General features: G+C 55.2%; 18 protein-coding genes and 2 pseudogenes. 8 read left to right on the forward strand and 12 right to left on the reverse strand.

Annotated elements, in window-relative coordinates; translation table 11 throughout:
* Positions 1 to 121: pseudogene (locus ACR0JR_RS21875) on the forward strand (bifunctional methylenetetrahydrofolate dehydrogenase/methenyltetrahydrofolate cyclohydrolase); the annotation flags it as partial.
* A complete protein-coding gene (locus ACR0JR_RS21880) occupies positions 118 to 600 on the forward strand; it encodes a hypothetical protein (protein ID WP_480458143.1) in 483 nt (160 codons plus the stop codon). The pseudogene ACR0JR_RS21875 and the gene ACR0JR_RS21880, both read left to right, overlap by 4 nt.
* Here the strand turns inward: ACR0JR_RS21880 and ACR0JR_RS21885 are convergent.
* Positions 585 to 1,427: a DMT family transporter gene (locus ACR0JR_RS21885; RefSeq protein ID WP_170782222.1), complete on the reverse strand. Its 843-nt coding sequence runs from the start codon at positions 1,425 to 1,427 to the stop codon at positions 585 to 587. The two genes, ACR0JR_RS21880 and ACR0JR_RS21885, sit on opposite strands and share 16 nt — an antisense overlap.
* A 141-nt stretch (positions 1,428 to 1,568) precedes the next feature.
* On the opposite strand from ACR0JR_RS21885, the gene ACR0JR_RS21890 reads away from it, so the two are divergent.
* Positions 1,569 to 2,003: a group II truncated hemoglobin gene (locus ACR0JR_RS21890; protein ID WP_480458144.1), complete on the forward strand. Its 435-nt coding sequence runs from the start codon at positions 1,569 to 1,571 to the stop codon at positions 2,001 to 2,003.
* A 10-nt stretch (positions 2,004 to 2,013) separates the two neighbouring features.
* On the opposite strand, the gene ACR0JR_RS21895 is transcribed toward ACR0JR_RS21890, so the two are convergent.
* The 7 genes from ACR0JR_RS21895 to ACR0JR_RS21925 form a co-directional block, all read right to left on the reverse strand.
* Positions 2,014 to 2,724, reverse strand: a complete 711-nt coding sequence (locus tag ACR0JR_RS21895; RefSeq protein WP_480458145.1) for a type 1 glutamine amidotransferase — start codon at positions 2,722 to 2,724, stop codon at positions 2,014 to 2,016.
* Positions 2,725 to 2,788: 64 nt separating this feature from the next.
* Positions 2,789 to 4,117: a type III glutamate--ammonia ligase gene (gene glnT, locus ACR0JR_RS21900; protein ID WP_170474700.1), complete on the reverse strand. Its 1,329-nt coding sequence runs from the start codon at positions 4,115 to 4,117 to the stop codon at positions 2,789 to 2,791.
* Positions 4,118 to 4,197: 80 nt separating this feature from the next.
* Entirely contained in the window at positions 4,198 to 5,526 is a 1,329-nt protein-coding gene (locus ACR0JR_RS21905) for an FMN-binding glutamate synthase family protein (RefSeq protein WP_480458158.1), read from the reverse strand.
* A gap of 20 nt (positions 5,527 to 5,546) precedes the next feature.
* Positions 5,547 to 6,230, reverse strand: a complete 684-nt coding sequence (locus ACR0JR_RS21910) for a GltB/FmdC/FwdC-like GXGXG domain-containing protein (RefSeq protein WP_170474697.1) — start codon at positions 6,228 to 6,230, stop codon at positions 5,547 to 5,549.
* A 1-nt stretch (position 6,231) separates the two neighbouring features.
* Positions 6,232 to 7,161, reverse strand: a complete 930-nt coding sequence (locus ACR0JR_RS21915) for a class II glutamine amidotransferase (RefSeq protein ID WP_480458146.1) — start codon at positions 7,159 to 7,161, stop codon at positions 6,232 to 6,234.
* 146 nt (positions 7,162 to 7,307) lie between these two features.
* Complete coding sequence (locus ACR0JR_RS21920) at positions 7,308 to 7,523, reverse strand: hypothetical protein (protein ID WP_010437786.1); 216 nt, start codon at positions 7,521 to 7,523, stop codon at positions 7,308 to 7,310.
* 12 nt (positions 7,524 to 7,535) lie between these two features.
* Positions 7,536 to 8,909: an ammonium transporter gene (locus tag ACR0JR_RS21925; protein WP_010437788.1), complete on the reverse strand. Its 1,374-nt coding sequence runs from the start codon at positions 8,907 to 8,909 to the stop codon at positions 7,536 to 7,538.
* Between the two features lie 342 nt (positions 8,910 to 9,251).
* Here ACR0JR_RS21925 and ACR0JR_RS21930 point away from each other — a divergent pair, with 342 nt between their 5' ends.
* From ACR0JR_RS21930 to ACR0JR_RS21950, 5 genes are read left to right on the forward strand one after another with little or no spacing between them, the layout of a single operon-like run.
* Positions 9,252 to 10,397 carry an aminomethyl transferase family protein gene (locus ACR0JR_RS21930; RefSeq protein ID WP_480458147.1) on the forward strand — a complete coding sequence of 382 codons (1,146 nt, stop codon included), beginning with the start codon at positions 9,252 to 9,254 and terminating at the stop codon, positions 10,395 to 10,397.
* A gap of 55 nt (positions 10,398 to 10,452) precedes the next feature.
* The gene (locus ACR0JR_RS21935) at positions 10,453 to 11,049 is read left to right on the forward strand and encodes a dimethylamine monooxygenase subunit DmmA family protein (RefSeq protein ID WP_480458149.1); all 597 of its coding nucleotides are present in this window, start codon (positions 10,453 to 10,455) and stop codon (positions 11,047 to 11,049) included.
* The gene (locus tag ACR0JR_RS21940) at positions 11,046 to 12,008 is read left to right on the forward strand and encodes a PDR/VanB family oxidoreductase (protein WP_480458150.1); all 963 of its coding nucleotides are present in this window, start codon (positions 11,046 to 11,048) and stop codon (positions 12,006 to 12,008) included. The genes ACR0JR_RS21935 and ACR0JR_RS21940 overlap by 4 nt, the downstream gene beginning before the upstream one ends.
* A 13-nt stretch (positions 12,009 to 12,021) precedes the next feature.
* Positions 12,022 to 13,089 carry a heme-dependent oxidative N-demethylase family protein gene (locus tag ACR0JR_RS21945; RefSeq protein WP_480458152.1) on the forward strand — a complete coding sequence of 356 codons (1,068 nt, stop codon included), beginning with the start codon at positions 12,022 to 12,024 and terminating at the stop codon, positions 13,087 to 13,089.
* Between the two features lie 27 nt (positions 13,090 to 13,116).
* The gene (locus tag ACR0JR_RS21950; protein ID WP_480458153.1) at positions 13,117 to 13,614 is read left to right on the forward strand and encodes a GNAT family N-acetyltransferase; all 498 of its coding nucleotides are present in this window, start codon (positions 13,117 to 13,119) and stop codon (positions 13,612 to 13,614) included.
* On the opposite strand, the gene ACR0JR_RS21955 is transcribed toward ACR0JR_RS21950, so the two are convergent.
* The 4 genes and pseudogenes from ACR0JR_RS21955 to glyA all read right to left on the reverse strand — a co-directional run.
* A complete protein-coding gene (locus ACR0JR_RS21955) occupies positions 13,592 to 14,248 on the reverse strand; it encodes a helix-turn-helix domain-containing protein (RefSeq protein ID WP_480458155.1) in 657 nt (218 codons plus the stop codon). The two genes, ACR0JR_RS21950 and ACR0JR_RS21955, sit on opposite strands and share 23 nt — an antisense overlap.
* A gap of 596 nt (positions 14,249 to 14,844) precedes the next feature.
* Positions 14,845 to 16,128, reverse strand: coding sequence for a glycerate kinase type-2 family protein (locus ACR0JR_RS21960; RefSeq protein ID WP_480458157.1), 1,284 nt, complete (start codon positions 16,126 to 16,128; stop codon positions 14,845 to 14,847).
* A gap of 7 nt (positions 16,129 to 16,135) precedes the next feature.
* The gene (locus ACR0JR_RS21965) at positions 16,136 to 17,113 is read right to left on the reverse strand and encodes an HpcH/HpaI aldolase/citrate lyase family protein (protein WP_010437801.1); all 978 of its coding nucleotides are present in this window, start codon (positions 17,111 to 17,113) and stop codon (positions 16,136 to 16,138) included.
* A gap of 17 nt (positions 17,114 to 17,130) precedes the next feature.
* Positions 17,131 to 17,279: pseudogene (glyA, locus tag ACR0JR_RS21970) on the reverse strand (serine hydroxymethyltransferase); the annotation flags it as partial.

The raw sequence follows: 17,279 nt of genomic DNA on the forward strand, positions 1-17,279 counted from the left end.
TGCAATCACTCCGGTACCCGGTGGCGTAGGCCCGATGACGATCGCCTGCCTGCTGGCCAATACGCTGACCGCCGCGTGCCGGGCGAATGGCTTGCCAGAGCCCGAAGGCCTGACAGCGTGAGATTTGCTGCCGCTCGTCACGCAGGCGATGGCAAGTCGGCCAGTTCCAAAGTGCTACAATATTGGCGATTGGCGGGCCGCGCCATGCGTATGGTGATAGTGTCAATTGGCCACTCTCCGACGAATGTTGCACGCGTCCGCGCTTTGATAGCCCGCGCGGCACAAATAGACATGGCACTGGATCAGCAGCTCTGGGGCAAAGAAATGTCGCAGGACGAATGTCGAACTCAGATCAAACAACTAAACGAGTCGGTGGATGTCTATGCTGTCCTGCTTTTAGCTGATGCGCCTGCGCATATTGACGTACTCAACTTGCGAAGTGAGTTACAGAGGCACAAAGACCTCATTCGCCCCGGTGCATGGCACTATCCCGGACCCGTTCGTCCGGGCGAAGTTGATTGCGTATTAAACAGTGCGATTGCTGCCCATCAGACCCAAAGGAATGCGTTGGATAACGCAGATGCTCAGATCGCGAGATAGCCGATCCCCGTAAAAGCGATAATGCATCCAAGCCATTGAAAGAAAGCCATTTCCTCTCGCAAAATTGCCCAAGCCAAAACAACAGTCAACAACCCGAAGATCGAGGCTGCAACGGACGCGTATTGGGCATTAGGCAACCCACCGGCAGACACGACGCACAGAATTGCCACCGCATCGAGCGCACCCATCAGGCACAATAGGGGCAGGGCTCGTGCGCCCGGCCAAAGCGACTTGCGAGATGCAATGGCGATTGCCGCCAGCACAGGGATAGCGGTCAGACGGCCAATCAGTGAAACAATGAACTCGTCGCCCAGTTCGGCTGCGTACTGACCCAAAGCGAATGTTGCAGCGAACCCAATTGCAGCGAGTATAGAAAAGGCAATCGTCGGCCCGGTGGCAGGGTATTCCGTACCGTCGTCGGATTGCGTCGATACAATGGACACGCCGACGCCAATGGCAATGATCGCCAGCCATTGCCAGATGCTGACCTCGGAACCACGCCATATCGCAAGTGTGACAGACAAGACCGGATAGCTAGCGACAAGCGGAGCGACGAGACGTACAGGCCCGCGTTGAAATGCAGCATACATACTGAGGCCAGCCAGCAAATAAAAGCCGCCTGCTACAACTGCGTAGGATACTGCTTTGGCGGACATGGGGGCGAATCCAGCCCATATTGCCACAAGACCGAACTGTAGCAGCGCCCCGGCAACCAGTACGGCCATCAATGCGGCAATGACGCTCACGGACTGACTGATATATCTCACAGCAAGATCGTGAAAACCCCAGCACAACGCTGCCAGCAGACCCAGAGCAAGGGCGCTCATCCGGTCGCCTCGCGTAACTGGGAATGCCAGGAAATTTCGTATCCTTCTCTCGATATCAACCGCGCCAACATGTCACTGGTGATAAACTTATTTTCCTGGTATGCAATAATTATTGACAGTGGCAACTCGGAGAAGAGACCTATGTCATCGGCTTTGGATCAACTCGGTGGCGAAGAAAAGCTGCGGACTCTTGTCGAACGTTTCTACGACCGAATGGAGACCGACCCTGCGGTGCATTCGCTGCACAGACTACATTTTCGCGGTCATGGATTATCTCATACAAGACAGGCGCAGTTCGAATTCCTGAGCGGGTTTTTGGGCGGTCGTGCTTATTATCGTGAGCGATTTGGTCATATGGGCTTGCGAGAAATACACGCGCATGTGCCGATACGTGAAGCGGATGCCGAGCTTTGGCTGGAAACTTTTGACGCCGCGCTGGCAGATTGCGAAATGGACGGTTCAGTGGTGGGCAAAATGCGCGCAACATTGCGCCGCGCTGCGCTAATGCTTGTCAATGATGTCCCCGATTGGAGAGTTGAAGCAGATAGCGAAAAGAACCTTGAAGTTCCCGGTTGATCGCGTGTGATCAGATCTGTCGCAATCTGTTATATAAGCTGGATGTTATCCTGAATTGTTCTTCAACTATTTGGTCACTGTCAGAGACCATTTCCCACGCAGCATCTGCGGAACCTAGCCAATCAACAGCGCATTGATGGTTGGCGGGATCGTTCATCCACGATTGGATTGTACCCTGAACGAGCTCGGGGTGGAATTGTACGCCCCACGCACAGTCTGAAACCCGCAAGGCCTGAACAGCACAGGCATCAGATTGTGCCATAATTGAAGAGTCGGCTGGCAGATCAACAGCTTCAACTCCATGCCATTGAAGCACCCGGAACTGATGAGGCAAGGGCTCGAACAGCGGATCGCCCCGCATATTACCAGTCAGATTGATGGAATGCACGCCGATCTCGGGCTTTTGCATGCGTGCGCATTTCCCACCCAGCGCGTCAACCAAAAGTTGGTGGCCAAGACAAATACCAAAGTAAGGACGTTTGAGCTCTTGAACCCAGGTTCTGATTGCTTGCTTTTCACGCACAAGCCACGGATGTGCTTCGATTTCCCAGACGTCCATCGGACCGCCCAGAACAAGAAGCAAATCAAATTCGTCAAGCTGCGGGATCGGTTGACCATCATAGAAATGCACAATAACGGCCGTATCACCGCATGACGAAATGTGCTCCAGAAACGCTCCGGGGTTTTCGCCCGGCGTATGCTGGAAAATCAGTATGTTCACGAGGTGCGGGTCTCCGCTTAACCGAAGGGGTGGGGCAGCAGGATGACTGCAGCCCCTGATTTGTTTAGATGTCGAGCGTGTGGTCTTTTTCCCAGCGTGAGAAATGGCTGACGAAGGAATTCCATTCCTGGTGTTTCATTTTGAGGAATGCGCTTGAGAATTCCTGACCCATCATGGCTTTCAGCTCGGTATCGTTGTCATATTCGCGCAACCCGTCGAGCATGTTCAGCGGTAGTTTGGGGGCGTCAGTGACGGTATGGCCTTCGGCATACATATCTATGTCCCAGCGACGTCCCGGATCGGCCTTGGAGCGGATGCCGGACAGACCTGCGGCGATAATGACCGCCTGCAGCAGATAGGGGTTGGTGGCCCCGTCGGCCAGGCGCAGCTCAAACCGGCCTGGACCGGGCACCCGGACCATGTGTGTGCGGTTGTTGCCGGTCCATGTCACGGTATTGGGGGCCCAGGTCGCGCCCGACATTGTACGCGGAGCGTTGATGCGCTTGTAACTGTTCACTGTCGGGTTGGTGATCGCCGCAAGCGCGCTTGCATGTTTCATGATGCCGCCAAGGAAGTACTTGCCCTGTTCGCCAAGTCCCACCTCGCCGGTCGGACCGTCGCCTTCGCCGGCAAAGACGTTGGTTTTGGCGTCTGCTCCGGGTGCATCCCAGACCGAGATATGAGCATGGCAGCCATTGCCGGTCAACCCTTCGACTGGCTTGGGCATAAAGGTGGCCCGCAGCCCATGCTTTTCGGCCACTGACTTGGTCATGAACTTGAAGAACGAGTGCTTGTCGGCGGTTTTCAGAACGTCATCGAACTCCCAGTTCATTTCGAACTGGCCATTGGCGTCTTCGTGGTCGTTCTGATAGGGCCCCCAACCGAGTTCCAGCATATAATCGCAGATCTCACGCACCACGTCATAGCGGCGCATCACCGCCTGCTGGTCATAGCAGGGCTTTTCGGCGGTATCGAATGGATCACTGATCTGCTCACCATCGGGGGTCAATAGGAAGAACTCTGCCTCGATTCCGGTTTTGACATGCATACCCATCTCGGCGGCCTCGCTAATCAAGCGGCGCAGCACATTTCGTGGGGCTTGGGCGACATCCTTGCCTTCCATGACGCAGTTGCCTGCAACCCAGGCGACTTCAGGCTTCCATGGTAGCTGAATAACCGATGACGGGTCCGGCACCGCCAGCATGTCAGGATGCGCGGGGGTCATATCCAGCCAAGTGGCGAACCCGGCAAAACCCGCGCCGTCTTCCTGCATCTCGGCAATCGCCTGCGCGGGCACCAGCTTGGCCCGCTGCCCACCGAACAGGTCGGTGAACGAGATCATGAAGTATTTGACGCCTTTTTCTTTTGCGAAAGCTGCGAGATCTGTCGTCACGATGGCTTTCCTTTCCCTGTTGAATTTTTAATTTCCAAAGCAAAAACGCGGCCCCCGTTAAGGAGCCGCGCAGTATCAGTTCAGAACCCTTCCTTGCCTGGGTACCAGCTTGTCCCGGCCAACGGGACACGCGCCATTGCGGCGGCCTCCATCGTCAGAGCACACAAATCCTCGGGTTCAAGGTTGTGGAGGTGATTATGACCACAGGCCCGAGCGATGGTCTGCGCTTCAAGCGTCATCACCTTGAGATAGTTTCGCAGACGGCGTCCAGCCTCGACCGGGTTCAGACGGGCCGCCAAGTCGGGATCCTGTGTGGTGATACCTGCGGGGTCCTGGCCTTCGTGCCAGTCGTCATAGGCCCCGGTGGTGGTGCCCAACTTTTGGTACTCGGATTCCCATTTCGGGTCGTTGTCGCCAAGCGCCACCAGCGCGGCGGTGCCAATGGCCACTGCGTCGGCGCCGAGGGCCATTGCCTTTGCCACATCGGCCCCGGTGCGGATGCCGCCCGAGATCACCAGTTGCACCTCGCGATGCACGCCCAGATCCTGCAGCGCCTGCACGGCAGGGCGAATGCAGGACAGCGTCGGTAGACCTACATGCTCGATGAACACGTCCTGCGTCGCGGCAGTGCCGCCTTGCATGCCGTCCATCACCACCACATCGGCCCCTGCCTTTACCGCCAGCGCGGTGTCATAATAGGGGCGCGTCGCGCCAACCTTGACATAGATGGGCACCTGCCAGCCGGTAATCTCGCGCAGTTCGAGGATCTTGATTTCCAGATCATCTGGGCCGGTCCAGTCGGGATGGCGACAGGCCGAGCGCTGGTCGATGCCTTTGGGTAGGGTTCGCATATCCGCGACGCGGTCGCTGATCTTTTGACCCAGCAACATGCCACCACCGCCGGGTTTTGCGCCCTGACCAACAACGACCTCAATCGCGTCGGCCTTGCGCAGATCATCGGGATTCATCCCATAGCGCGAGGGCAGATACTGATAGACCAGTTTGCTGGAATGGCCGCGTTCCTCGGGCGTCATGCCGCCGTCGCCGGTGGTGGTCGACGTGCCCGCCGCTGATGCGCCGCGGCCAAGGGCCTCTTTCGCAGGGCCGGACAGGGCGCCAAAGCTCATACCCGCAATGGTGATCGGAATGTCCAGTTCAATCGGCTTTTTTGCAAAGCGCGTGCCCAACGTTACCGAGGTGTCGCAGCGCTCGCGGTAACCTTCGAGCGGATAGCGACTGATGCTGGCGCCCAGAAACAACAGATCATCGAAATGCGGTACCTTGCGTTTGGCTCCTCCGCCGCGGATATCATAAATACCGGTGGCCGCAGCGCGGCGGATTTCCGCATTGATCGGATTGGTGAATGTCGCCGACTGAATCGGCAGGGTGCGGGGGATCTGATCGTCCATGTCTTTCATACCCTTCTTCCTCAGTAAGCAGCGGCGTTGTCGACGTCGAAGTTATAAAGCTGACGGGCGGAGCCGTAGCGTTTGAATTCTTCGGGGCTGGCATCCGCGCCTGCGCGGTCCAGCAGGTCCTTCAAGATATCCAGATGCTCGGGGCGCATCTCTTTCTCGATGCAATCGGCGCCCAGGCTCTTGACCGAGCCGCGCACAAACAGCTGCGCCTCGTAAAGCGAGTCTCCTAGTGCGTCGCCTGCATCACCGCAGACCACAAGATTACCGGCCTGCGCCATGAAGGCCGACATATGACCGATATTACCATGCACCACGATGTCGATGCCTTTCATCGAGATGCCGCAGCGCGAACTTGCGTTGCCCTTGATGACCAGCAGACCGCCATGGCCGGTGGCGCCAGCATATTGGCTGGCGTCGCCTTCGACAACGACCTGACCGGACATCATGTTTTCGGCCACGCCGGGCCCGACGGAGCCTTCAACCTTGACCGTCGCCTGCTGGTTCATTCCCGCGCAGTAATAGCCAGTTGAGCCCTTGACCGTAACTTCGATGGGCGCATCCAGCCCAACGGCAATGGCGTGGCTGCCTTTGGGGTTCACGACTTCCCAATTGGTCTGGTTAGTCTCGGTAGATTGCGACTGCAGGGTGGCGTTCAACCCACGCAGGCCATCTGCTTCAAGATCATAGGTTTGCATATCATGCGGCCTTTTCGTTGGTCGTGGGGCTGTCATTGTGGGACCAGAAGTAAACCGTTGCTGGCTCCGGCTCCCAGACGCGGGCCTCGTCGATTCCCGGCAGGTTCACCAGCGCCCGATATTCGCTGCCAAAGGCCACGTATTGATCGGTTTCGGCCATCACCGCAGGCTTACAGGCGATCGGATCGCGGACCACGCCGAACCCATCCTTGGTGCCGACGACAAAGGTGAAGAAGCCATCCAGATCCTCAAGGCTGCTTTCCAGCGCCTCACCCAAGGTGGCCCCGTTCATCATCTTCCAGGTCAGATAGGCGGCTCCAACCTCGGTATCATTCTCGGTTTGGATCACTACACCTTCACGGCGCAGTTTGCGGCGCAATGAATTGTGGTTCGACAGCGAGCCGTTATGAACCAGACACTGATCTGGCCCAGTGTTGAATGGGTGCGCGCCCATCGTCGTCACGGCAGACTCTGTAGCCATGCGAGTGTGGCCAATGCCGTGTGTGCCGCTCATACTGCTTATGTCAAAGCGCGCGGCCACGTCCTTGGGCAGGCCCACCTCTTTGTAAATCTCCAGCATCTCGCCCCGGCTCATGACCCGGACTGAAGGCCGGATTTCCGCCAACGCAGCCCGTGCTGCTTCAAACTGCCCTGCTGGAATGTCCAGAACTGTGTGCGTGTCATTATCAGTCTGGCTTACCACCACGCCCAAGTGCTGCCCCAGCTCTTCGGCTAGACTGGCAAAGTCGTCCTTGGGATTGGGCGATTGCAGTGTCACCTTGGTCTTACCACCTGATTCCTCGCCATAAATCGCTATCCCCGCGCTGTCGGGCCCGCGATCCGTCATCGTGATCAGCATGTCTGTCAGCATATTGCCCAGTTGGGACGCAAGAGACTGGTCTTTGAGGAATAATCCAACAATTCCGCACATGGCTGGCAGATCTCCTTGTGTGTTTCGTTATGATTCTACGGTACCAACAATTCAAACGGACATCAATAATCATAGGAAATAAATTTTCCTGAGAGGCAATGGGCAAGAATTTAGATTTATGCCCATTGCCAGCTTTCAAAGCTGGATCAGTATCGTTCCAGCTGTGCTTTCACTTTTTCTTCGTCGCCAGTGTGGCGGGCCTTCTCGAGGTGTTCACCTTCTCGGACAAATTGGATGCGATGCCAACCTATCCAGAATACGACGCCCACGATGACCATAAGGACTTCGTAACCTTGGAAGGGATAGATCGGTCCGACCTCGGCCAGATCAACAGCCCAGCTTGTATATCCATTTGTAGACATTCTTTTTCTCCCTTACTCAGCTGGTACGCCACGGGCAGCCAGTTCTTCTTTGTCGGCTGCAATGATCGCGGCTTTGGCGTCTTCATAGGCATGGTGTTCAGCGTAATCGAGGCCCTGAAGTTCGACTTCTTCCGGAATTCGAAGCACACCTGCGGCCGATTGGATTTTCGCAAGAATCCAACCAGGCAAGAAGCCAAGAACAAAGAACATGATGACCGCGCCGGTGATCTGGCCGACCGGGTTGATCGTTGCATAGCCTTCGTATGGCGATGAAGGAACTCCCCACAGGACAAAGCCGGAAATCACCAGGCCAACGAACCCTGCATAGCCATGCACGGCAACGGCACCAACGGCATCATCCAGCTTGAACCGACGCTCGACCCAATAGTGCAGCTTGTACACGATCACGACACCGATCGCGGCGATGATCATTGCCTGCACCGGGTGATAAAGATCGTTACCGGCAGATGCGGTGATAATACCGGCCAAACCGCCCGAGAACGTCCAAAAGGCGTCACCTTTGGAAATGACATACGCTGCCATCAACCCGCCAGACAGAGACATCAGGAAGTTGAAGGTAATCGCGGAAAGCGTAGTCGGAGCCAGATAGATATTGGTCGCGGTCCACGTGACACCCGTTATCTGACCGTCGATTGCCTCCGGAGATATCGCCGGGACATTACATGCGGCATAGAATCCCCAGAAACCTGTGTAGATCAGGAATATCCCGATGGTCAGCAACCATGGGTTATGCGGCGGAATATCCCGCGGCGTACCATCTTTGGCAAATTTGCCTAGGCGAGGACCCAGAACCATGATCACCCCAAGTGCATAGCCGCCTGCGATTGCGTGAATAACCCCGGAAGCATAAGCATCGTGGTACCCAAGAACGCGCACCATCCAACCGCCGTAGTGCCAACCCCACGCTGCGTCGATGATCCACCAGACTGAACCAATCATCACGGCATGGACCCACAAGGCCGAAGATCTAATCCGCTCGATCACAGAGCCAGATACAATCGAGGCTGCTGTCCACGAGAACAGCAGGAACGCCGCCCAGAAGACGCCGGTGATTCTGTCGCCCAGATTGGTCGCCATGGTGTCGGCCCATGGCAGATTTGCAGCGCCCGCTTCGGTATCTAAACCGCCCCAGAACGGAAAGTTCGGAAAGGCCCAGTAAATCCACCAGCCGAAGAAGAAGAACGTGACCGTCACCAGCGGGATGATCATGATGTTTTTCATCAATGTGTGCATATGGTTACGGGCACGGCTAGCACCGACCTCGTACATGCAAAAGCCCACATGGATGAGGAACATGAAAACGACCGTTACCCAGTAGTAGAACTCGGTAAAGACCGTCGTTAGTGCATTTAGATTACCATCCACTTCGTAGTCTCCCTGTTGTTGCAGCAGGAGATCTTTCTGCGAAGAATTTCCTGCTGGGAATAATTATCTACTCAGGGGACAATTTCATTGGCGACCTGTCAATAGATATGTGGGGCAAACATCTTTTAGGCATTTGGTTCATGCACTTTCAGACCCGTCAAAATACAACCCATAACATTGATAAATAACCACTTTTACCGTTCTCGATAATTTGTACTAGGGTGCACAAATTGCAGCCTAATATTCCCAGTAGGAAAAAAATCTGCACATGGGTGTTGATTTTCAATCTGACATCGGCCTCAATATGGCCAACAAAAAAGCAATCAACGGGAGAGCTGAACAATGGCCATTCTTTGGAGGACGTCCGCCCTTGCGCAGCGCCATGCCGAGATCGGCGGCGAGCTTGAGGACTGGAACGGTATGGGAACCGCATGGTTCTATGACCATAGCCCGGAACGCGCCAAAGCGGACTACGAAGCCATCCGCACCAAGGCGGGTCTGATGGATGTGTCGGGTCTGAAAAAGGTTCATGTGGTCGGCGAAGATGCGGCTTATGTCATTGACCGCGTCACCACGCGGAATGTGGAGAAAATCATGCCGGGCCGGTCGACCTATGCGTCGATTCTGAATGCCGAGGGCAAATTTGTCGACGATTGCATCATCTATCGCCTGTCAGTGAACACGTGGCTTGTCGTGCACGGCACCGGAACGGGGATGGAACAGCTGACATCGGTGGCCGCAGGTAAGAATTGTTCGGTTATTTTTGACGATGATTTGCACGACATGTCGTTGCAAGGCCCGGTAGCAGTTGATTTTCTGGCCAACTATGTGCCGGGTATTCGCGATCTTGCCTATTTCGGGATCATGCAAACCAAATTGTTCGGTTGCCCGGTGATGATTTCGCGGACCGGCTACACCGGTGAGCGTGGGTATGAAATTTTCTGTCAGGCCAAGCATGCCGTGCATCTGTGGGACAGCATCCTGGCCGAAGGCAAGGACATGGGTATTGTTCCAGTCCAGTTCTCGACGCTCGATTTGCTGCGCACCGAAAGCTACCTGTTGTTCTATCCCGGCGACAACTCAGAAACTTATCCGTTCGACGACGAAACATGCGGCGATACGCTTTGGGAACTGGGCCTGGAATTCACGGTCTCACCGGGCAAAACTGGTTTTATCGGCGCCGAGAACCACTATGCCTCGCAAGGCAAAGAGCGGTTCAAGATCTATGGTGTCAAACTGGATGGCACCACCCCGGCGGATGAGGGTGCTGACCTGCTGCAGAACGGTGAAAAGGTCGGTGTTGTCACCTTTGGCATGAATTCCGAAATCAATGGGCACAATGTGGGTATCGCACGGATGCCAGTTGACTGCGCGTCGCCGGGCACAAAGCTGACGGTCCGCAATAGCGACGGAACCGAGATTGCGGCTACAGCTGAAGAGATGCCGTTCTACGACAGGGACAAGGCCATCCGAACCGCAAAGGGCTGATACTCAGGGGGCGCGACGATAAAATCGTGGCGCTCTTTTCTTTTTTGAGGGCACAATGTCAAAGTTCGAATTTCCCAAGTCAATCGCAAGCCGCCCGATCTGGGGCACGCTAGAGGTTCGCTCAGGTGAACATCATCTTATGATCGCCGAGGCCGAAGGGGCCGAAGCAGTAATTGACATAGCGACACCCGATCTGATGGCTAAAACCCATCTGATCTACATACCGAAAGGCACAGATTTTTCGGAAAGGCTACACGCGCTAAACCCCGCACAATTCTACGAAGGTCCGTCCTATGCGGCCGCGCTGCATCGTATTCGTCGCGTTCTCGAGGACGCGCATATGGGGTTACAAGTCTATCTGACCGGCACCGAAGGCATGATGGGTCGGGCCATGAACGAAGTGATGGCCGTCGGCCTGCCACATACTGCGATTCAAACTGAACATCGCGGTTCTGTTGCACGCCGGATGCAATGTGTACATTGCAAAGGTGTCACCGAAGATGTCGAGGTCGATCCGTTTGTTTGTTCGCACTGTGGTCTCAACCTGTTTGTGCGCGACCACTATTCCCGCCGCCTTGCCGCCTATCAAGGCGTCCGAGTTGATGCCGAGGACCATGGCAACGTGCCCGAGCCGAAGGGGATTTACGAATGAGTGGTGCCGAAAAAATTCAGGTCAAAGTGACCGAAATTACCCCGCTGAACGAATTGGTGACGCGCTTCCGGTTTGAGCGCGTTGACGGCAGACAGTTGCCAACCTTTTCGGGCGGCGCACATACCGTCGTCGAGATGCAGGATGGTGGCATCACGCGGCTTAACCCTTATTCCCTGATGTCCGACCCGTTCGATCAGTCGTCCTATACCATCTCGGTCCGGCGCGACGATCAGGGCAGGGGTGGTTCGTTGTTCATGCACCGTCAGGTCAAACTGGGCGACGAGATGACCATCAGCTACCCGGTCAACCTGTTCTCGCTTGATCTGCGGGCCCGCAAACACCTGTTTTTGGCCGGTGGCATCGGGATCACCCCGTTTCTGGCGCAGATCAAACAGCTAGAACTTCTGCACGGCCATTGGGAACTGCATTATGCGTGCCGTAACAATGCGTTAGCATCTTATGCCGATCAACTGACAGACAGGCATCCAAACGAAACACATCTGTACTATGACGACCAAAATCAGCAGATCGATCTGAAAAACCTGCTAAGCGGGCAGCCCTTAGGCACGCATGTCTATGTCTGCGGTCCCAAGGGCATGATCGACTGGGTACGCAACACGGCTGCCGCCGAAGGTTGGCCCGAGGATTGCGTGCATTATGAAGAGTTTCTGGCCCCTCAGCCCGGAAGACCGTTCGAAGTGCGCTTGGCGACATCGGACAAAGTCATTCATGTGGGTGAGAACGAAAGCCTACTGGAAGCCATCGAACGCGAAGGCGTGGATGCGCCCTATCTGTGCCGTGGCGGGGCCTGTGGCCAATGCGAAACAGTTGTGCTGGATCACGACGGCAATTTCGTTCATCGCGATCATTGGTTGACGGACGAAGAAAAAGCCGCAGGCAAGAAAATCATGCCTTGCGTATCGCGTTTCGAGGGCAAGTCCCTTGTGCTGGACCGCTAAGAGGAGGCCCAACATGACCATTCAATTCAACGATGAGTCCTTCCGCGACGACTATACGTTCCACAACTCGGAATGGGCGATCAAACGCTTTCCGTTCCCGTTCCACGAAGACAGTTACATGTATTCGGTCAACATGGAGCAGCACCGGGGTGGACCCGAGGGCTCGGTCTATGAGATGCGTTTCGATGTGGACGAGCACTATGTATCCGAGATGAAAGACCGGGCTATCGTTCTGGATCAGGATCCTCTGCGTTGTCAGTCACTGCCGCACATGGCTTTGGCAGGTTGGGACCTGCTCGAACTGATCATGGTCAGCAAGTCCGAAGACTATCCAGACCTGTTCGAATTGCACCGTAACGGCAATCAGTGGCGTTGGATCAACAAGCCGCTGGGCATTGATCACAGTTTCACCTTCATGGACGAAACCACCTTGCCGTACGGTCCGATGGAGTACATCACGCGTCAGGCGCAGGGCGATTTCGCCGTGCTGGATCAGCGGGACGAGATGTTGTGGATGGACGCCGGGATGGTGACCACTCAGGCTGACTGGAGCCTGGATTTCGACATTGGAATGAACTTTTTCGAATGGCATGCGCCAGTTCCGAAAGCCCATGAGATGGGAATTTTCAAGCGGGCGCTGAAATTCCTGTTGAACATTCAACAGGGCGCTCCGGCGCGCCGGTTGAACTGGACCATGACAGTGAACCCGCTGCTGGATACCAGCCCGGAAAACTACCACAAATGGGGCATCCAAAAGACAACACTGACGCCCGAAAACATAGCCCACAAACAACATCTTCGGGTCGAGTTGCAAACCTTCTTCCGCCTGCCGCGGTCCAACGCGCTGGTGTTCCCGATCCGCTGCTATCTGTGCAGTTTTCAGGATCTGATGACTGTTCCAAAATGGGGTCGTCGTCTGCACCGCGTTGTACGTGATCTGCCGGTTGAACTGGCGACTTACAAAGGGTTCATCGACAACCGTCCAATGATGCTGAATTACCTCAGTCAGTTTGATGATGGATTGCCGACTTCCCCCGGAGTCTGGCCGGATCTGGAAACGGAACCGCCTTTGTCAAAATAAACGAGCATTACGAAGTGTTTTGGCTTTATGACTGAACCGGACAAAACACTTTGGCTCATTCCGAGCGATGATGCCGCATTGTATGACGCGCTTGCGCTGCTCCGCGCGTCATTTCAGTACATGGATGCCCGGATCGACCCTCCGTCTTCTATCCATAGTCTGACCGTGGGCGGGATGCAGGCGCATTGTCGGAAAGGCGGTGAAATCTGGGCCATGGGCCGACCGCTTATTGCGTGCATGTTTTTGACGCCCAAAGCCAACACCTTGTACCTTGGAAAGCTGGCGGTGAAGGAAGGAATGCGGGGGCAGGGTATCTGTCGCACATTAGTAGATCACGCTGCAAGTCGTGCAGCAGACCTTGGTCTATCAGCGTTGGAACTGGAAACGCGCGTGGAACTCACTGAAAACCACCGCGTGTTTTCAAGGCTTGGGTTTACAATCGTAGGTACCGGCAGCCACGTCGGCTATGACAGACCCACGGATTTCTTGTTACGCAAGCCGATCAGTTTGTCTGCGGATAACTGATCACTGAAATGTAGCGTGCTGGCAGGTTGACCAACCGTTCAGGTCCATGCGGCGCATCGGCGTCAAAGAACAAGGTATCACCCGGTTTCAGGGGGTATATCTTGTCGCCGTGTCGGTAATCTACCTCGCCCTCAAGCATGTAGATCGTCTCGATTCCGCCATGTTGAAACGTTGGGAACACGTCGGATTCAACGGTCAGGGTGATCAGGTAAGGCTCTACAATTACGCCAGAACCATTGGCACCAATATGCCCCAACAAATTATATTGATGGTTGGCGCGTGTTCCTTCGCGCTCTAACTCGACGCCTTCGCCTGCTCTGGTATGAACCGCCTCGCGGCGCTCTTCAAATTGTCTGAAAAAGCTTGTCAGAGGAACTGAAAGCGCATCAGCGAGCGATTGGAGAGTCGTTAAGGAAGGCGATGTGTTACCGTTTTCGATCTTGGACAACATACCAATCGACAATCCGGTCAGCTGAGCCAATTCCGCAACCGTAGTATTCTGCTGTTTGCGAAAAGCACGAACCTCGCGACCAATGGCAACTTCAAGAACTTTTTCTCTGCCACCCGAGCGAACGGAATGCGGGTCCTGTGTCAGATTTGTCGCCATTTCTTTGTCGTTATTTTTCAATTTCATTCTTTCAACGTCTTGCTACACTTGTCCAAACGGGCTCTGCAAGAAGACAAGCTGCATTACCCAGTCCAGTTCGGGCTACCATAGCATCAATTTTTCCTGTTAGTAAAATAATCATGCTGACAGAAAAATACTAGAAATCGAATTCCAATGGTTTTACGGCTTTCCGATAGCGTGCCTAACCTCAGTCATAAAGCCGTTGCGGATAGCAAATGAGATTACACTGAATCTGAATTCGTGGTCGTCAATAAGTCTGAATGTTCGTACTGAACGCAACTATTTCATAATCCAAAAGCGGGAAAGAGCCAAACATGGCTATTGGTCTACAACTCGACTACAGCGGTTCATGCTACCAGCTTGAGCATTCGGAAGCCTGATTGCGCTCCGGCAGTTAATCGCTCCGCATCAATAATCCGACTTCACCAACTCGCAGTCTTTGGCGTTTGAAACTCCGCCACTTGCTCAGCTCGAAATTCGAACATCAGGATTTCTTTGTTGACCCGAAGTATATGTCACGACGCCTCTGCACCATTGATCACTTAGAAATCCAGAGATCGCTAATAACGGATCTAAAGATCTGCCGTTTTTTTCGCCCGCTTTCACGCGTTAGATCCAAGCAACAATACCTGAATGTCGGCAACATTGGTACCGGTTGCTCCGGTCATCAAAAGATCACCCGACAGCGTCAAAGCCTTATGACTATCGTTGCTTGCCAACAGGGAGGCAGGGTCATGTCCAGACGCATGGATTCGGGCGATCGTACCTGCATCCACTATCGCGCCAGCTGCAGGGGTTGGGCCGTCGCGGCCATCCGTACCGCCGCTAAGAAAAACCCAGTTGCCGGGTATCGTGCGCTCATGCGCCAATTGGGCGACGCGCAGCGCCAATTCCTGATTGCGCCCGCCGCAACCTGTTCCTGTCAGGCGTACAGTCGTTTCACCACCAAACAGCAAGGCGGTTGGTTGGTCAAATTTGGCAGACATGGCTGCCTGAAAAATCTGTTCGGCTGCATCGGACACGTCTCCAATCAAAGCGTCGGACACAATTTCAGCCCCACAGATCTGCGTCGCACAGCGAAACGCGGCTTCAAGACTAATCGTGTTTGATCCAATCAGGTTATTTGTCGCCTCAAGAGCTATAGAACGTTCAGGAATACTCTTCTCCAAGTGGGTGCGGGCGGCTTTTGGGAACCGGTGCCAAATCCCGGCCTCGATGCAGGTCCTGCGGGCGTCCGCGTGGCTGCCGATTGGCAAGGCAGTTGGTCCGCTGGCTACGGCCCGAATGTCATCACCTATGACATCCGACAGGATATACGCTGTGGTCGGGGCAGGCGAACCGTGCCGCAAAAACCCGCCGCCTTTGAGCTGACTCAGGTGCTGACGCACAAGGTTCATCCGAACGATGTCCAGCCCGGAAGATAGCAAAACCTCATTGACCGCGATTTTGTCCGAAAGAGTTAAGCCATCAACAGGTGCGGGGACCAAGGCTGACGCCCCGCCAGAGATCAGTGCAATGATCTGATCCTGCTTACGTGCTGCGCTGAGCAATGCGATGATCTGTCGCCCTGCTTTCAAACCGCGTTCATCCGGGATGGGATGCCCGCTGGTCAATACCGTCGCGCCGGGAACTTCATTCCAGTTGTCGCTGTGGGTTACAATCAGGGCGACGTGATCGCCCTGAACATGCCGCAATGCCTCCTCCATCATGGCAGGGGCAGCCTTCCCAATTGCGACCAGGATGCTGCGCCCGCTCTGTTCTGGTGATGGCAATGGGTCTGATTGCAACCGTTGGCGCAGGGACATCGCTGGATCTGCTGCTGCGACGGCCTCGGCAAAGATGGCGGCGGCGCTGTCGCGCAGCGATACGGTCGATTGCACAGTCATGATGCGATCAAGCTGCAGCAATCTGCCCGGCTTTTTCCACCAGCACTTCGGCCTGACGGATTGAGGCATAGTCGATCAGACGACCATCCAGAGAAACGGCGCCTTTGCCCGCCGATTCAGCCTCGGCCATAGCGACGAGAATTCGCTGTGCCTTGGTGACTTCGGCATCTGAGGGTGACATGACCTCGTTAGCCAGGGCAATCTGGCTGGGGTGGATGGCCCATTTGCCTTCACATCCCAGAACTGCCGCCCGTTTTGCCGCGGCTTTGTAACCGTCTGGGTCCTGAAAATCGCCAAAGGGTCCGTCGATCGGGCGCAGGCCGTTGGCGCGCGCGGCGACCACCATGCGAGCCAGCGCATAGTGCCACATGTCGCCCCAATGCGTCATGCGTCCTCCATCAGCATCCGGGTCAGTCAGAACTGAATAATCGGGGTTTACACCGCCGATGATTGTGGTCCGGGCACGGGTAGACGCGGCATAGTCGGCAACCCCGAAATGTAGACTTTCGTTGCGTTTGGAGGCGGCCGCAATCTCGCCGACATTCTGCATGCCAAGCGCAGTTTCGATGATATGTTCGAACCCGATCCGTTTCTTGTAGCCTTTGGCGTCCTCGATCTGTGTCACCAGCATATCGACCGCGTAAACGTCAGAAGCTGTGCCAACCTTGGGGATCATGATGAGGTCCAGGCGTTCGCCAGCTTGTTCGACCACGTCCACCACGTCGCGATACATATAATGTGTATCCAGCCCGTTGATCCGCACCGACATGGTTTTGCTGCCCCAATCGATATCGTTCAGGGCTTCGATGATGTTCTTGCGGGCCTGTTCTTTTTCGTCAGGCGCAACCGCGTCTTCCAAGTCGAGGAAGATCACATCTACATCTGATTGTGCAGCCTTTTCGAACATTCCGGGCTGGCTGCCTGGGACGGCCAGTTCGCTGCGGTTCAGGCGTGCAGGGGCTTGGTCGATGTTATGAAAACTCATGATTTGGGTCCTTCGTATTACAGGTTCGGATAGATCGGAAACTTGGCGCAAAGCTCAGCGACTTCGGCTTTGACCTTTGCTTCGACTGCGGCATTGCCTTCTTCGCCATTGGCGGCCAGACCATCGACAACTTCGATGATCCAATCTGCGATTTGACGGAACTCGA

Source organism: Ruegeria sp. AA3, assembly GCF_056542905.1.

Coding starts and splice junctions, on each gene's coding strand:
- ACR0JR_RS21885 (WP_170782222.1), bottom strand. CDS start 1,427: ATGAGCGCCCTTGCTCTGGGTCTGCTGGCAGCGTTGTGCTGGGGTTTT.
- ACR0JR_RS21890 (WP_480458144.1), top strand. CDS start 1,569: ATGTCATCGGCTTTGGATCAACTCGGTGGCGAAGAAAAGCTGCGGACT.
- ACR0JR_RS21905 (WP_480458158.1), bottom strand. CDS start 5,526: ATGGACGATCAGATCCCCCGCACCCTGCCGATTCAGTCGGCGACATTC.
- ACR0JR_RS21910 (WP_170474697.1), bottom strand. CDS start 6,230: ATGCAAACCTATGATCTTGAAGCAGATGGCCTGCGTGGGTTGAACGCC.
- ACR0JR_RS21915 (WP_480458146.1), bottom strand. CDS start 7,161: ATGTGCGGAATTGTTGGATTATTCCTCAAAGACCAGTCTCTTGCGTCC.
- ACR0JR_RS21920 (WP_010437786.1), bottom strand. CDS start 7,523: ATGTCTACAAATGGATATACAAGCTGGGCTGTTGATCTGGCCGAGGTC.
- ACR0JR_RS21930 (WP_480458147.1), top strand. CDS start 9,252: ATGGCCATTCTTTGGAGGACGTCCGCCCTTGCGCAGCGCCATGCCGAG.
- ACR0JR_RS21935 (WP_480458149.1), top strand. CDS start 10,453: ATGTCAAAGTTCGAATTTCCCAAGTCAATCGCAAGCCGCCCGATCTGG.
- ACR0JR_RS21940 (WP_480458150.1), top strand. CDS start 11,046: ATGAGTGGTGCCGAAAAAATTCAGGTCAAAGTGACCGAAATTACCCCG.
- ACR0JR_RS21945 (WP_480458152.1), top strand. CDS start 12,022: ATGACCATTCAATTCAACGATGAGTCCTTCCGCGACGACTATACGTTC.
- ACR0JR_RS21950 (WP_480458153.1), top strand. CDS start 13,117: ATGACTGAACCGGACAAAACACTTTGGCTCATTCCGAGCGATGATGCC.
- ACR0JR_RS21955 (WP_480458155.1), bottom strand. CDS start 14,248: ATGAAATTGAAAAATAACGACAAAGAAATGGCGACAAATCTGACACAG.
- ACR0JR_RS21960 (WP_480458157.1), bottom strand. CDS start 16,128: ATGACTGTGCAATCGACCGTATCGCTGCGCGACAGCGCCGCCGCCATC.
- ACR0JR_RS21965 (WP_010437801.1), bottom strand. CDS start 17,113: ATGAGTTTTCATAACATCGACCAAGCCCCTGCACGCCTGAACCGCAGC.